The organism is Pseudomonas syringae pv. tagetis, from assembly GCF_022557255.1.
Classification (GTDB): domain Bacteria; phylum Pseudomonadota; class Gammaproteobacteria; order Pseudomonadales; family Pseudomonadaceae; genus Aquipseudomonas; species Aquipseudomonas caricapapayae.
In genome coordinates, this window is sequence record NZ_CP092923.1 from 5,487,034 (window position 1) to 5,500,269 (window position 13,236).

At 58.4% G+C, this 13,236-nt stretch carries 11 protein-coding genes; 5 read left to right on the plus strand and 6 right to left on the minus strand.

All coding sequences use genetic code 11. From position 1 onward, the window contains the following. Nucleotides 1-117: 117 nt before the first annotated feature. The 4 genes from MME58_RS24580 to MME58_RS24595 form a co-directional block, all read right to left on the minus strand. Nucleotides 118-1,305 carry a phenylacetate--CoA ligase family protein gene (locus tag MME58_RS24580; protein ID WP_054988539.1) on the minus strand — a complete coding sequence of 396 codons (1,188 nt, stop codon included), beginning with the start codon at nucleotides 1,303-1,305 and terminating at the stop codon, nucleotides 118-120. An 83-nt stretch (nucleotides 1,306-1,388) separates the two neighbouring features. Next, complete coding sequence (locus tag MME58_RS24585; protein ID WP_054988538.1) at nucleotides 1,389-2,765, minus strand: MATE family efflux transporter; 1,377 nt, start codon at nucleotides 2,763-2,765, stop codon at nucleotides 1,389-1,391. A 197-nt stretch (nucleotides 2,766-2,962) separates the two neighbouring features. Next, nucleotides 2,963-4,288 (minus strand): OprD family porin, encoded by a 1,326-nt coding sequence (locus MME58_RS24590; protein WP_054988537.1) that lies wholly within the window; start codon nucleotides 4,286-4,288, stop codon nucleotides 2,963-2,965. A 324-nt stretch (nucleotides 4,289-4,612) separates the two neighbouring features. Then, nucleotides 4,613-4,837 carry a hypothetical protein gene (locus MME58_RS24595; protein ID WP_054988536.1) on the minus strand — a complete coding sequence of 75 codons (225 nt, stop codon included), beginning with the start codon at nucleotides 4,835-4,837 and terminating at the stop codon, nucleotides 4,613-4,615. 214 nt (nucleotides 4,838-5,051) lie between these two features. On the opposite strand from MME58_RS24595, the gene MME58_RS24600 reads away from it, so the two are divergent. Together MME58_RS24600 and MME58_RS24605 are read left to right on the plus strand one after the other, a co-directional pair. Beyond that, entirely contained in the window at nucleotides 5,052-5,381 is a 330-nt protein-coding gene (locus MME58_RS24600) for a DUF2790 domain-containing protein (protein ID WP_054988535.1), read from the plus strand. A 280-nt stretch (nucleotides 5,382-5,661) separates the two neighbouring features. After that, entirely contained in the window at nucleotides 5,662-6,921 is a 1,260-nt protein-coding gene (locus MME58_RS24605) for a cation:proton antiporter (protein ID WP_054988534.1), read from the plus strand. Here the strand turns inward: MME58_RS24605 and MME58_RS24610 are convergent, their stop codons facing one another. Next, complete coding sequence (locus MME58_RS24610) at nucleotides 6,922-7,821, minus strand: helix-turn-helix domain-containing protein (RefSeq protein WP_055006080.1); 900 nt, start codon at nucleotides 7,819-7,821, stop codon at nucleotides 6,922-6,924. A gap of 338 nt (nucleotides 7,822-8,159) precedes the next feature. Here MME58_RS24610 and MME58_RS24615 point away from each other — a divergent pair, with 338 nt between their 5' ends. The 3 genes from MME58_RS24615 to MME58_RS24625 all read left to right on the plus strand — a co-directional run bounded on the left by MME58_RS24615 (nucleotide 8,160) and on the right by MME58_RS24625 (nucleotide 11,205). Then, the gene (locus MME58_RS24615) at nucleotides 8,160-9,419 is read left to right on the plus strand and encodes an ABC transporter substrate-binding protein (protein ID WP_371913028.1); all 1,260 of its coding nucleotides are present in this window, start codon (nucleotides 8,160-8,162) and stop codon (nucleotides 9,417-9,419) included. A gap of 38 nt (nucleotides 9,420-9,457) precedes the next feature. Next, nucleotides 9,458-10,231 (plus strand): L-iditol 2-dehydrogenase, encoded by a 774-nt coding sequence (locus tag MME58_RS24620; protein ID WP_055006079.1) that lies wholly within the window; start codon nucleotides 9,458-9,460, stop codon nucleotides 10,229-10,231. A gap of 131 nt (nucleotides 10,232-10,362) precedes the next feature. After that, complete coding sequence (locus MME58_RS24625; protein ID WP_054988530.1) at nucleotides 10,363-11,205, plus strand: DeoR/GlpR family DNA-binding transcription regulator; 843 nt, start codon at nucleotides 10,363-10,365, stop codon at nucleotides 11,203-11,205. Between the two features lie 78 nt (nucleotides 11,206-11,283). On the opposite strand, the gene typA is transcribed toward MME58_RS24625, so the two are convergent. Next, nucleotides 11,284-13,104 carry a translational GTPase TypA gene (gene typA / locus MME58_RS24630; protein ID WP_055006078.1) on the minus strand — a complete coding sequence of 607 codons (1,821 nt, stop codon included), beginning with the start codon at nucleotides 13,102-13,104 and terminating at the stop codon, nucleotides 11,284-11,286. Nucleotides 13,105-13,236 lie beyond the last annotated feature (132 nt).

Here is a 13,236-nt window from a genome sequence, read left to right on the forward strand (position 1 = left end):
GCTGCAGTAAATACGACTTGTCGCTGAACTGGCGCGATCAACCTCGCATCGCCAACTGCACCCACACAGCCCAAAGACCCCGTCGGTGCAGCGTGTTCATGCCTTCACATCAGCCGTTCAGTTTCGGCGGTCGATGATGTAGAGCATTTTGCCTCGCTCCGAGACGGCGTAGTCTCTGGCATCCTTGCGCAGGACCGAAACGCTGCCCTGGTCTTTCTGATACGCCTCGTTGATGTCCGGGATATCGGCGATGGCTGTTTCGATTCGGGTGCGTTCGCCTTCATCGACTTCCGAGGCTTGAACGAAAACGGTCACCAGTTCCTTGCGTGCTTCGGTCACTGACAGGTGGACCTGGATTTCCAGGGAGCGGCCCAGTGTCTGTTTGATCGCCTGCTGGATGATGCCCAGACCGATGAGGTTGCCCATGAAGTTGAAGCTCATGTCCTCTCGCTGGATGTCAGTCAGGTAGAGCTTGTCGCCCTTCATCGAAAGGGTAGCGGTGTCTCCCAGGCGATACCTGAGCAGCGGTGTGAAGTTCTCGCGGGTCAGCGAGGTGATGAGGATGCTGTCGCCTTCTTTTTCGATGAAATACTTGTCGGACAGAAACTCGTATTCGGTGTGGCAAGGGCTGTTGGTGAAACCCAGAATGCCGCCCTCGGAACTGCCATACACACCGACGATGGAAACCTGTTCGCCAAAGGCTTCCCTGATGATTTTCTTCTGGAAGGTTTTCAGGCCTTCACCATTGAAGACGACCTTTTCGATGTCGATGTGCACGCCGTGCTGTTGCATGGCATCGATGAACTGCAGGATGGTCGATGGTACGCCAAGCAGTACGTTGAGCTTGATCGAGTTGAGTGCCTCGAAGTGACTCTTGGTCAGCAGGGTGATGTCACCCACCGACACTACATGCGCACCGCAGTTGCCGGCCATCATGGTGGTGATGTTGTTCAGGGCAGAAAACAGGTTGATGGTGAACAGGTTGGCGCAGCGATCACCGGGTTGAATAAAGCCGTTGCTGCGAAAGACGTTGGAGCGTGAGCTGTCTTCATCGACTTCGCAGTCGTAGTAGTAATAACAGCGTTTGAGGTTGCCACTGGTGCCGCTGGTAAAGCCGATCAGGCAGTTTCGCTCGTTGCGTTCCAGACAGCGTTCGGTCTGCGCCGTAAAGCCTTCCTTGTCCATGATCGGTACATGTGTTCTGAAGTCCTGGTAGGTGAAACCTTCAAAGTCATTGTTCTGGTGGGTTTTAGCGGCAGTATTGTAAATTCTGCTCCATTCCTTTTCTACATCGTAGGCAGTCATGAGAGTCCTCTATAGTCCATTTTTTTTGATTATCTGTACGACCTGCCTTCCCCCTCGGCGGCGAAGGGTGGGCAAAGCGTGGGCTATGAGTTACCCCGATGGAAGGATCGGTTCCCTATGGAGTTGGCCTTGTTGCTCGATATCTTTTTCATGAGCAGATGGGCTACCCAGCAGGCACAAAAGGCCACTACTGTGTTGCCCAGCAGCTGCCCGAGCATCACCCCGACGCTGCCAAATGCCTGTGCGCCGTACCACACGAACGGTACGGTTCCCAGGCTAGCGCGTAGCCAGCCGAACAGCGTTACGTACATCGGCCTTCCTACGCTGAGAAAGATGGAGGTGGCGATGAACTGGAGTCCTATCAGGGTCCAGAGCAGGCCGCCCCAGCGACAGAATGCGGAAAACACCAGCACACCTTCGCCGGTAACATGAAACAGTCTGGCCAACGGCTCAGCCAACAGAATCAGCAGCAGCGAGGTGGCTGCGCCGTAGCAGATCAACAACCCGTAAGTGGTTTTCACAGCTTGCGATACGCGGGCTGTGTTCATTGCGCCGAGGTTTTGCCCCAGTATCGGGATCAGCGCGCCGGGCAAGGCAAACACCACACAAAACGCTACCTGAATGACCCTGTCGATCACCCCGATAGCCGCCAGTGCCTGAGACCCGAATGGCGCCATCGCAGCCATTACGTAGGCCATACCCACCGGCGTCGCCAGGTTGCCGACGACTGCGGGCGCGGCTGTTCGGCCGATGTTGCTGATGTCACCAGACAGGTGCGTCAGACTGATTCGACAGGTCAGGCGGGCGACTCGGTGGACGTAGTAAAACCCCAGACAGGCCGATACCAGGCTCGATATCAGGTAGGCGACGCCGGCACCCACCAGGCCCAGATCGAACACCACAATAAGCAGCGGATCTGCGATGGCAACGGCGGCAGTCGCCGTCAGCAGGGTCCACATCGCCTGTTTGCCGAAGCCTGCGCTGCGCAGGATCTGCACACATAGCTGCTCGACAGCGACCAGCACCGAAGCCGGAAGGGTTAGCCACAGATACTCACGCGTCGCTGCGAAACTGTTGCCCTCTGCGCCCAGCATGCGGATGGCTTGATCGAGAATCACCAGTTCAAGCGCAGCGCCACAAATGGTAGCCATGATGCCAAGCAGCAAACCACTGCTGGCGAGGCGTCTGGCTTCATCCGGCACGCCACTGCCCAAGGCTCTCGACACAGTTGAAGAGACCGCCACGGCGATACCAAGGATCATCGAAATGAGGAAGAACAGCAGGGTCTTGGCCACCGCGAACGCAGCCAGCAAACTGTCGTCACGCAGCATCGCGATATAGACCACGGTCAGCACTTCGATCAGAAAGATCGACAACAGGCTGGTCGCACTGGTGCTGGTCATGAACACAACATGCCGCAACACCGAGCCCTCGGTGAAGACTGCTTTGGTAACCGCCATTGACCCTTCTCTTCCAGTTGAGCGCCGTTGTTGATTTCAAATGAGCAACGGCAATGCATCAACCCGGCTCTTGAGCGCTCACTGAGTGACCGAAACGAAGTTGCAGTTCCAGAACGCGTGCGGACAAAGGCACCGTACAACGAAAAGCGTCCCGAAGGACGCTTTGATTGATGCTGTTGGAGACGCATGGTGTGCGGTCAAAGCACACTCAACGGATACTCCACAATCACCCTCACCTCATCCAGATCAGACTCGAACGCCGTGGCCCGGGTCGTCGCCTGACGCACGCGCAGCGACAGGTCTTTCAGTGATCCGGTCTGCACAATGTATTTCGCTTCTATATCGCGCTCCCAGCGTTTCTGGTCGGTCAGCGGGTTGCCTTGTGCGTCGCGGCGCATGTAGGTGTTGTTGGCGTTGGAGTAGTCGGCGTCGGTGCCTTTGCCGTAGCGGGTCATGAATGACAGGCCGGGCACGCCGAAGGTGGACATGTCGAGGTTGTAGGTGACCATCCAGGAGCGCTCCTTGGGTGAGTTGAAGTCGCTGTACTGGATGGAGTTGGCCAGGTAGATGGAGTCGGACTGCCTGAGGTAGTCGAAATCGTCATCGCCTTCGTTGCGCTGGTGCGAGAGCGACAGGGTGTGTGCACCGTATTGCAGGGCGACTTTTGCGCTCCAGATGTCGTTGTCGAATTCGCCGAGCAGCTTTTTTCCTTCGTCGGTGGCGTTGTAATAGTTCAGGCTGCCGGTCAGTGCCAGATCGTCAGAGAGCGGCAGTACATAGGCAGCGGAGGCGTATTTCTGATCCCAGGCGTCTTTGAGTCGGCTGGTGTAGAGGCCCAGGCTCAGCGCGTCGGTAGCCTGGTAGTCGCCGCCAAAGTAGGCGACCCAGGGCGAGTCGACCGCGCCGCCGTAGAAGGTAACGAAACCGTCGCGCAGGTTGCTGGAGACGGGCTGGCTCATGGCGTGCAGGCGACCGCCTTGCAGGGTCAGGCCGCTGATGCTGTTGTTGATTGCTGTGACGCCGCGAAAGCTTTCAGGCAGCAGACGAGAGTCGCCGAACGCGACTACCGGTGTGGACGGGAAGACATCGCCCACGTTCACCACGGTGTTGAAGGCTCTGGCTTTCAGCGAGCCACCCACCTTGGTGTACTCGTCCCGGGCATTGCCCTCCCCGTCGACCGGCAGCACGTCAAACGCGCTGCGTCCGCCGTTTCGCCCGTCACCGGTGTCGAGCTTGATGCCGATCATGGCAAAGGCATCGACGCCAACGCCGAACGTACCTTGAGTGAAACCGGACTGGAATCGCCCGATAATGCCCTGCGCCCACGCTTCGGAGTAACCACTGCCGGTCGGGCTGGACTCGCCGTTACGGTGGTCGCGGTTCATGTAGAAGTTGCGGTTGAGTACGGTCAGCGTACTGCCTTCAATGAAGCCTTCTTTTTGCTCTTCGGCAATTACCGCAACCGGTGCTACACCCGCAAGTGTCGAGCACAGGGCCAGGGACAGTGTTCTGAGTTGATTCATGTGCGCTCCGTCTAATCGGCAGATTGTTTTAAACGTGTCGACCTGGCTCTTTTTATAGGTACGAGAGCTGCCAGCGGGGCACCATCTTGAAGGGGCGAAGATAACGTCGAGGTGACGGCAGAATTACAAATATGAAAGGAAGCGCGCGACAGCGTCGTCTTGGCTTTATAAAAATAAAACACGCTTTGACCGATGCACCCGACATTCTCTTGCCAGGCATAAAAAAAGCGCCCCGGAGGACGCTTAAAGATTCGCCCCGACCAAAGGAGCAGGGAGCTGCTACAAAGGGCGAATGGGGGTGCAACGGGTCAACCGTCAACGGCTTCAGCCTTCGGACTTGGTCGACCGCTCGGCCTTGGCGTTGTCGTCTGAATTGACGTACCGCTCGGCTTTGTTGCTGCTGTTCTGTTCCTTGAAGCGCAATTCCTGTGCAAGACGCATCTTGTCGGCAGCAGGGCTTGCGAACTCGTTACCGTCGTCGGCGAAGGCTGCAGTGGCAGACAAGGCAGCTACGGCGAAGACCATCGACTTGATCAGTTTCATCATCATTACCTCTTGGGTGTGTAGGCGTTCCTGAGAGCGCTGTGCTCGCCAGGGATGAAACAAGCTTACGTGCGCAGAGCTAACAGGAAGGTGAGCGGACAATGACAATACTGTTAGAAAGCTGACATCTGCGAGATGACCGATTTGTAATGTTTCAGCCACGTTCCGGTTAACGGGCACTTGTTAAGGTCGAGTCAACTTCCAACGGAGACAAAAGAAAATGCGCACCGCCAAATCGTTATTACTGGCTCTGGTTATACTTTCGCCGCTCAGCGCTTATGCTTACAGCCCTGATGAAGTCAAAGCCACTACGGTCATCAAAGAACACCAGGCCAGCGTGCAAAAGTATGCCGCCACCCACAATAAGCCGATGCCTGAGATCAAGGAGTACACGTACGGAATGAAGCTGGACGTCGCCAAGGTGATTCGCAAATCTCCGGATCTGCAAACCTGCAGCGTGATGCCGAAACTGATGACCTACGAGGACTCCAAAGGCAAGCTGAACACCGTGCAGTACCAAATCCTGAGCGGGTGCAGAAACAGCCAATGATTCTGAACCTGCCAGGGAGGCCACCCACCGTTACATCCCCCGTCAGCCCGGACCGTTATCCGGGCTGACTTTTTTGCGTCTGCAACGCTCCGCGTGTTCCCCGCTTTCAAGCTTTTCTCGTGCGCCGATTCCGTACTTTTTGCAACATCACCGCATCTGCGTGGTCAACGCAAACCCCACTGTGGCGTGTCGCGATGTGTCTGGAGGTAGATCCGGTCCATCCAACACAGGCTCGGTTACGGTGATCGAGACACTGCACTTACGGATTCTGGAATGACGGATGCTTGAACTTGCTGCTGGTTTTATCTGCCTCACCGCGCTGCTGACCTATGTGAATTATCGTTTTATCGGTCTGCCTCCCACCATTGGCGTGATGGTCACGGCGCTGATGTTCTCGTTGCTTCTGCAAGGCCTGAGCTTTCTGGGCTTTCCCGGCCTGGAAGACCGCGTGCAGCAGTTGATCGGTCAGATCGACTTCGGCGATCTGCTGATGAACTGGATGCTGTCCTTCCTGCTGTTCGCCGGTGCTCTGCACGTCAACCTTGCCGACCTGAAAAGCTACCGCTGGCCCATCGGCCTGCTGGCAACCTTCGGTGTGTTGATTGCCACCACCGTGATCGGCGCGCTGGCCTACTGGATCTTTGCCCTGTTTGGCTGGCACGTCAGCCCGTTGTACTGCCTGCTGTTTGGTGCGCTGATCTCGCCCACCGACCCGATTGCGGTGCTCGGCGTGTTGCGTACCGCCAACGCCTCCAAGCCCCTCAAGACCACGATTGTCGGCGAAAGCCTGTTCAACGACGGTACCGCAGTGGTGGTGTTCACTGTTCTGCTGGGTATCGCGCAGCTCGGCGAGACGCCGACGGTGGGCGAAACCGCTCTGCTGTTCGTTCACGAAGCCGCGGGCGGTGTGCTGTTCGGTGGCCTGATCGGTTACGCCGTGTACCTGATGATCAAGAGCATCGAGCAGTATCAGATCGAGGTGATGCTCACACTGGCGCTGGTGATCGGCGGCTCGGCGATGGCCTCTGAGCTGCACGTATCCGGCCCGATTGCGATGGTCGTGGCCGGGCTGATCATCGGCAACCTGGGGCGCAATCTGGCGATGAACGACATGACCCGTCGTTACATGGATGGCTTCTGGGAGCTGCTGGATGACATGCTCAACGCGCTGCTGTTCGCGCTGATCGGCATGGAGCTGTTGCTGCTGCCATTCTCATGGCAACACCTGATTGCAGCCAGCCTGCTGGCCGTGGCGATTCTGCTGTCGCGCTTTGTCACCGTGGCCCCGGCCATTCTGCTGTTGCGACGCTGGCGCAAGGTGCCGCACGGCACAATCCGCATCCTGACCTGGGGTGGTTTGCGCGGCGGCGTCTCGGTTGCACTGGCACTGGCCTTGCCGAACGGGCCGGAGCGCGACCTGCTGCTGAGCATCACCTACATCGTGGTGTTGCTGTCGATCCTTTTGCAGGGCCTGACCATCGGCAAGCTGGTGCATGCCGTGACACGCGCCCCGCAAGCGCAAGACCCGGCACAGCACTGATCAGACACTTGCAGCGGCGCGCCGGTATTCACTGGGCGTCTGCTGCATCTCTACGCGGAAATGCCGGTTGAAGTTGGACAGGTTGGCGTAGCCGACTTCAAAGCAGATGTCCGACACCGACATCTCGCTTTGCAACAGCAACCGGCACGCACGCTGGACCCGCAGTTTGCGCATCAGGTCAATGAAGCAGTGTCCGGTGGTGCGTTTGAAGAAGCGTGAAAAGCCCGGATCGCTCATGTCCAGTCGCCGGGCAATCACTGACAGCCGGATATCACTGGTCAGCTCGGTCAACAGATAGTCGAACGCCTTGTTGATCCGTTCGGAGCTGCGCGCATCCAGCGTCGGGGCGTAACAGGCACTGGCCAGCAGATGAACGTTCTGCACGGGCGCTTTCATCAGAGTGTCGAGCAATTGCAGAAATAGAATCAGGCGCTCCAAGCCCTGTGCCGGGCCTACGCCCTCCAGCAGTTGCGCCGCATGAAGCGCTGTTTCCCCACTGAACTGCAGACCGCGACGCGCCTGCTCGAACAGACGCTGCAAGTCGCCCAGTTCCGGCAACGTGCCGCGCAGTGCAAGCAAGGCCGCGCCGTCGAACTGCAGCACCACATCACGCCCGGCCAGGTGCTCGCCGGGGGCCAGATCGCCAATCCAGTCGTGGGGCAGATCGGGACCAATCAGGGCGACATGGCCTGCACCAAACTCGCCAATATAATCACCGGCCACCAGCTTGCCGCTGCCCTGGCGGATCAGATGGATTTCAAACTCAGGATGGTGGTTCCAGCGCGCCAAAGCGTACGGATAGTCATGCTCGTACCAGCGAAAGCAGTGATCGGGCTGCGGCAGAATGACTTCAAACTCGGCGGGACGCTGCTCGAACAAGGCAGCTCGACTGTCAGGCACTGGATGCCCCTTTTATCGTTATGAATGCTCTGTGGACACCCAAACATACGCTGCCCTGTTCGGCGAATGCTAGCGCGCACTGAATCCGGCGCTGATACTTTTTTGCTTTCGGACAGCCGGGCAGGCTTCGGTTAAAAAAGTATCAGCCGATGATTCGCCATGCGTTTGTTCAGGTCTCGACAGGCTGCTGTAATCACGCCGTCCACCATGGTGATCGGGCCGTGGCCAACAACAAAAACAATGACTCCCGCCAGTCAAGGCGCGGGATGGAGTGCCATAAGATGAACATCCGGAAAGCGCTTTTTCTGTCAGCGGGCGTGTCCGTCGCCCTTATCGGCATGGCCGCTCAGGCCAGCGAAACCGTGACGATCGCCACCGTCAACAACGGTGACATGATCCGCATGCAGCGTCTGTCGAAAATCTTCGAGCAGCAACATCCTGACATCAGACTCAACTGGGTAGTGCTGGAAGAAAACGTCCTGCGCCAGCGCCTGACCACCGACATCGCCACGCAGGGTGGCCAGTTCGACGTGTTGACCATCGGCACCTACGAGACCCCGCTATGGGGTGCAAAACAGTGGCTGGAGCCGATCACCGGTCTTGCGCCGGACTACGATCTGGAGGACATCTTTCCCTCGGTGCGCCAAGGCTTGTCAGTCAAGGACACGCTTTATGCCCTGCCCTTTTACGGCGAAAGCACCATTACTTATTACCGCACCGACTTGTTCAAGCAGGCAGGCTTGAGCATGCCCGAACACCCGACCTGGACGCAGTTGGGCGAATTCGCCGCGAAGCTGCATCAGCCCGACAAGGGTGTTTACGGCATGTGCCTGCGTGGCAAGGCCGGTTGGGGTGAGAACATCGCGCTGCTCAGCACCATGGCCAATGCGTTCGGCGCGCGCTGGTTCGATGAGCAGTGGAAGCCGGAACTGACCAGCCCGGAATGGAGCAAGGCGGCGAATTTTTACGTCGATACACTGAAAAACTACGGCCCGCCGGGCGTGTCGAGCAACGGTTTCAACGAAACCCTCGCACTGTTCAACAGCGGTAAATGCGCGTTGTGGGTGGACGCCAGCGTGGCCGGCTCGTTCACCACCGACAAGGAGCAGAGCAAGGTGGTCGACAGCGTCGGCTTTGCGCCTGCGCCGGTCGAAGTAACCGACAAGGGCTCGTCATGGCTCTATGCCTGGTCGCTGGCGATACCGGCCACCTCCAGGCACAAGGAAGCAGCCAGGACGTTCATCACCTGGGCGACGTCCAAGGCCTACATCCAGCTGGTCGCCGAGAAAGACGGTATCAGCAATGTACCGCCTGGCACCCGGACTTCTACCTACAGCGAGGCTTACCTGAAAGCCGCGCCGTTCGCCAAGGTCACGTTGCAAATGATGCAACACGCCGACCCTGCACACCCCTCGGCCAAACCCGTGCCTTACGTGGGCATCCAGTACGTGACGATTCCGGAGTTTCAGACCATCGGCACCTCGGTCGGCAAGCTGTTCTCGGCCGCCGTGACCGGCCAGAGCACCACTGAACAGGCGCTTACTGCTGCACAGGCGGTCACCGAGCGCGAGATGAAACGCGCCGGTTATCCGAAGTAAAGCGGCAGCCCTCAACTGTATTGGACGGATGATGAACCATGAAACGACTTGAAGGTAAAAGCGCGCTGATCACCGGATCGGCGCGGGGCATAGGGCGCGCCTTTGCACAGGCCTATATTCGGGAAGGTGCTCGTGTAGCCATTGCCGACATCAATCTGGAGCGCGCACAGGCCACGGCAACCGAGCTGGACCCGAACGCTTATGCAGTCAGGATGGACGTGACGGAACAGGCGTCCATCGATCAGGCCATCGCCACAGTGGTCGCGCAGACCGGCAAGCTGGATATCCTCATCAACAACGCCGCGCTGTTTGATCTGGCCCCGATCGTCGACATCAACCGCGACAGCTACGAGCGGCTGTTTTCAATCAATGTCGCCGGCACGCTGTTCACGTTGCAGGCAGCGGCGAAGCAAATGATTGCCCAGGGGCACGGCGGCAAGATCATCAACATGGCCAGCCAGGCCGGTCGCCGCGGCGAAGCGCTGGTGGCAGTTTACTGCGCGACCAAGGCGGCGGTTATCAGCCTGACGCAATCAGCCGGTCTGGACCTCATCAGGCATGGCATCAACGTCAACGCCATCGCACCGGGCGTGGTCGACGGTGAACACTGGGACGGCGTCGATGCGATGTTCGCCCGGTATGAAAACCGGCCGTTGGGCGAGAAGAAGAAACAAGTGGGCGAACAGGTGCCTTACGGACGCATGGGCACGGCGGATGACCTGACCGGCATGGCGATCTTTCTCGCCTCTGGCGACAGCGAATACGTGGTGGCGCAGACCTACAATGTCGATGGTGGCAACTGGATGAGTTAGGCAGCGACGGATGCAAGGATGAGCCGCACCACGCAAAAAACGCCGGTCGCCGCTTCCATTGCCGAAGCGATTGGCTAAGATGCGCGGACCGTCTGCTGCCTGAGGCGGCTCATTGATGTACAGGAGTACGAATGTCCACTGAAGAGGAGATCGCCATTTCCGGCGGTACACCTATGATTCCTGATCAGCGCCGGGAGCTGATGCTGCGTCAGTTGCGCAAGCATCAGGTGCTCAGCGTGCATCAGTTGATGGAGATGTTCGATTGCTCGCACATGACCATCCGCCGCGATATCGCCCAACTGGAACAGGAAGGCCGTGCCTATTCGGTCACAGGTGGCGTGCGTATCGCCAGCCAGGTCCACAGCGAACCCAGCCACCAGTCCAAGGCGGTTGTCGAGCTGCCGCACAAACAAGGCATGGCGCGACTCGCAGCGGGGCTTCTGCATCCGGACATGACGATTTACCTGGACGCAGGCACCAGCACGCTGGAAATCGTGCCGCATATCATTGCGTTGTCAGGCATGACGGTAGTGACCAACGACTTTGGTGTGGTCAACGCGCTGGCCGATGCTGCGCATGTGGATGTGATCCACACAGGCGGCCTGCTGGATCACCCGAACCGTTCGAGCGTCGGCGGGCTCGCTGCAGCCACTTTGCGGCAACTGGCCACCGACGTGGCCTTCATGTCCACCAGCTCGTGGGACCTGCAACGCGGCACCACCACGCCGTCGGCGCTGAAGGTCGAGGTCAAGCAGGCCGCCATGCAGTCTGCATCGCAGACGGTACTGATCGCCACCAGCTCCAAATACGGCACCTTCGGCATGTACAAGGTGGCCGGACTCGAGCAGTTCGACACCATCATCACCGACGCGGCACTGGCCGAAGCGGCTGCCGACGGGATCCGCAAACAGCGGATCGAACTGCTGCTGGCACCCGTGGCCGGAAAGCGGCAGGCCCTGGATATCAAGCCCTGAACCTCATTGCGGTGATCAGCAGGTCAAAAAAAACCCCGGTCTCTCGACCGGGGTTTTTTATTCAGCGCAGGGCAGGTATCAAGCCTTGGCTTTCTTGGCAGCGCGGGTACGCCCGCTTTCGTCCAGGATCTTCTTGCGAAGACGGATGGACTTCGGCGTGACTTCGCACAGCTCGTCGTCCTGGATGAATTCCAGAGCCTGTTCAAGGGTGAACTTGACAGGTGGAACCAGAGCGATGGTTTCGTCTTTGCCCGAAGCACGCATGTTGTCGAGCTTCTTGCCTTTGGTAGGGTTCACACCCAGGTCGTTGTCGCGGCTGTTCAGACCAACGATCTGACCACCGTAGATTTCCTGACCGTGCTCGACAAACAGCTTGCCGCGCGCTTGCAGGGTTTCCAGGGAGTAGGTCAGTGCCTTGCCGGTTTCAACCGAAACCAGAACGCCGTTCTGACGGCCGGACATGTCGCCGGACTTCATCACGTCGTAACGGTCGAAGATCGAGGTCAGGATGCCTGCACCGGAGGTGAGGGTCAGGAACTCGTTACGGAAACCGATCAGGCCACGGGCCGGGATGTTGTACTCGAGGCGAACACGGCCCTTGCCATCCGGAACCATGTTGGTCAGGTCGCCTTTACGCAGACCCATCTGCTCCATGATAGCGCCCTGGGATTCTTCCGGCAGGTCGATGGTCACGTTTTCGTACGGTTCGTGCTTGACTTCGCCAACGCGACGGATGATCACTTCAGGACGACCAACGCCCATTTCGAAGCCTTCGCGACGCATGGTTTCGATCAGAACCGAGAGGTGCAGCTCACCACGGCCGGAGACTTTGAACTTGTCGGCGGTGTCGCCTTCTTCAACGCGCAGAGCAACGTTGTACAGCAGTTCCTTGTCCAGACGTTCCTTGATGTTACGGCTGGTGACGAACTTGCCTTCCTTGCCGCAGAACGGCGAATCGTTAACCTGGAAGGTCATCGAAACGGTCGGCTCGTCGACGGTCAGCGGCTTCATCGCTTCAACATTCAGCGGGTCGCACAGAGTGTCGGAGATGAACAGCTGGTCGAAGCCGCTGATGCAGACGATGTCGCCGGCAGCTGCTTCTTCAACGTCCACACGGTGCAGACCGTGGTGACCCATCAGCTTCAGGATACGGCCATTACGCTTCTTGCCTTCGGCATCGATAGCGACAACCGGAGTGTTTGGCTTGACGCGACCGCGAGCGATACGGCCAACACCGATGACGCCCAGGAAGCTGTTGTAGTCCAGAGCCGAGATCTGCATCTGGAACGGGCCGTCACGGTCAACCTTTGGCGCAGGAACGTGATCGACGATCGACTGGTACAGCGGGGTCATGTCTTCAGCCATGTCGGTGTGTTCCAGACCGGCAATACCGTTCAGGGCCGAGGCGTAGACGACTTTGAAGTCCAGCTGTTCTTCGGTGGCACCGAGGTTGTCGAACAGGTCGAAGATCTGGTCCAGAACCCAGTCCGGACGCGCGCCTGGACGGTCGACCTTGTTGATGACCACGATTGGACGCAGGCCGGCTTCGAACGCCTTCTTGGTCACGAAACGGGTTTGCGGCATAGGGCCGTCCTGGGCATCGACCAGCAGCAGTACGGAGTCGACCATCGACATCACGCGCTCTACTTCACCACCGAAGTCGGCGTGGCCCGGGGTGTCCACGATGTTGATGTGGTAGCCATTCCAGTTGATCGCGGTGTTCTTCGCGAGAATGGTAATACCGCGCTCTTTTTCCTGGTCGTTGGAGTCCATCACGCGCTCGTCGTTGAGCTCGTTGCGCTCAAGTGTGCCGGACTGGCGCAGGAGTTTGTCTACCAGGGTGGTCTTACCATGGTCAACGTGAGCAATGATGGCGATGTTGCGTAGATTTTCGATCACTTGTGTATCTCGATCAGAGGATTCGGTCTGCTGACTGTTTAAAGGCAGCGATTAACTATTTCGAGTCGGCAAAAGCCGTTACGGCATGACGACTGGTGTCGGGGGGCCGGTGACGCAAGCCACAGGCAAACA

What these genes read in the sequence shown, in the direction of transcription:
- MME58_RS24580 (WP_054988539.1), bottom strand. Translation starts at nt 1,305, where the DNA reads ATGACTGCCTACGATGTAGAAAAGGAATGGAGCAGAATTTACAATACT.
- MME58_RS24585 (WP_054988538.1), bottom strand. Translation starts at nt 2,765, where the DNA reads ATGGCGGTTACCAAAGCAGTCTTCACCGAGGGCTCGGTGTTGCGGCAT.
- MME58_RS24590 (WP_054988537.1), bottom strand. Translation starts at nt 4,288, where the DNA reads ATGAATCAACTCAGAACACTGTCCCTGGCCCTGTGCTCGACACTTGCG.
- MME58_RS24595 (WP_054988536.1), bottom strand. Translation starts at nt 4,837, where the DNA reads ATGATGATGAAACTGATCAAGTCGATGGTCTTCGCCGTAGCTGCCTTG.
- MME58_RS24600 (WP_054988535.1), top strand. Translation starts at nt 5,052, where the DNA reads ATGCGCACCGCCAAATCGTTATTACTGGCTCTGGTTATACTTTCGCCG.
- MME58_RS24605 (WP_054988534.1), top strand. Translation starts at nt 5,662, where the DNA reads ATGCTTGAACTTGCTGCTGGTTTTATCTGCCTCACCGCGCTGCTGACC.
- MME58_RS24615 (WP_371913028.1), top strand. Translation starts at nt 8,160, where the DNA reads ATGGCCGCTCAGGCCAGCGAAACCGTGACGATCGCCACCGTCAACAAC.
- MME58_RS24620 (WP_055006079.1), top strand. Translation starts at nt 9,458, where the DNA reads ATGAAACGACTTGAAGGTAAAAGCGCGCTGATCACCGGATCGGCGCGG.
- MME58_RS24625 (WP_054988530.1), top strand. Translation starts at nt 10,363, where the DNA reads ATGTCCACTGAAGAGGAGATCGCCATTTCCGGCGGTACACCTATGATT.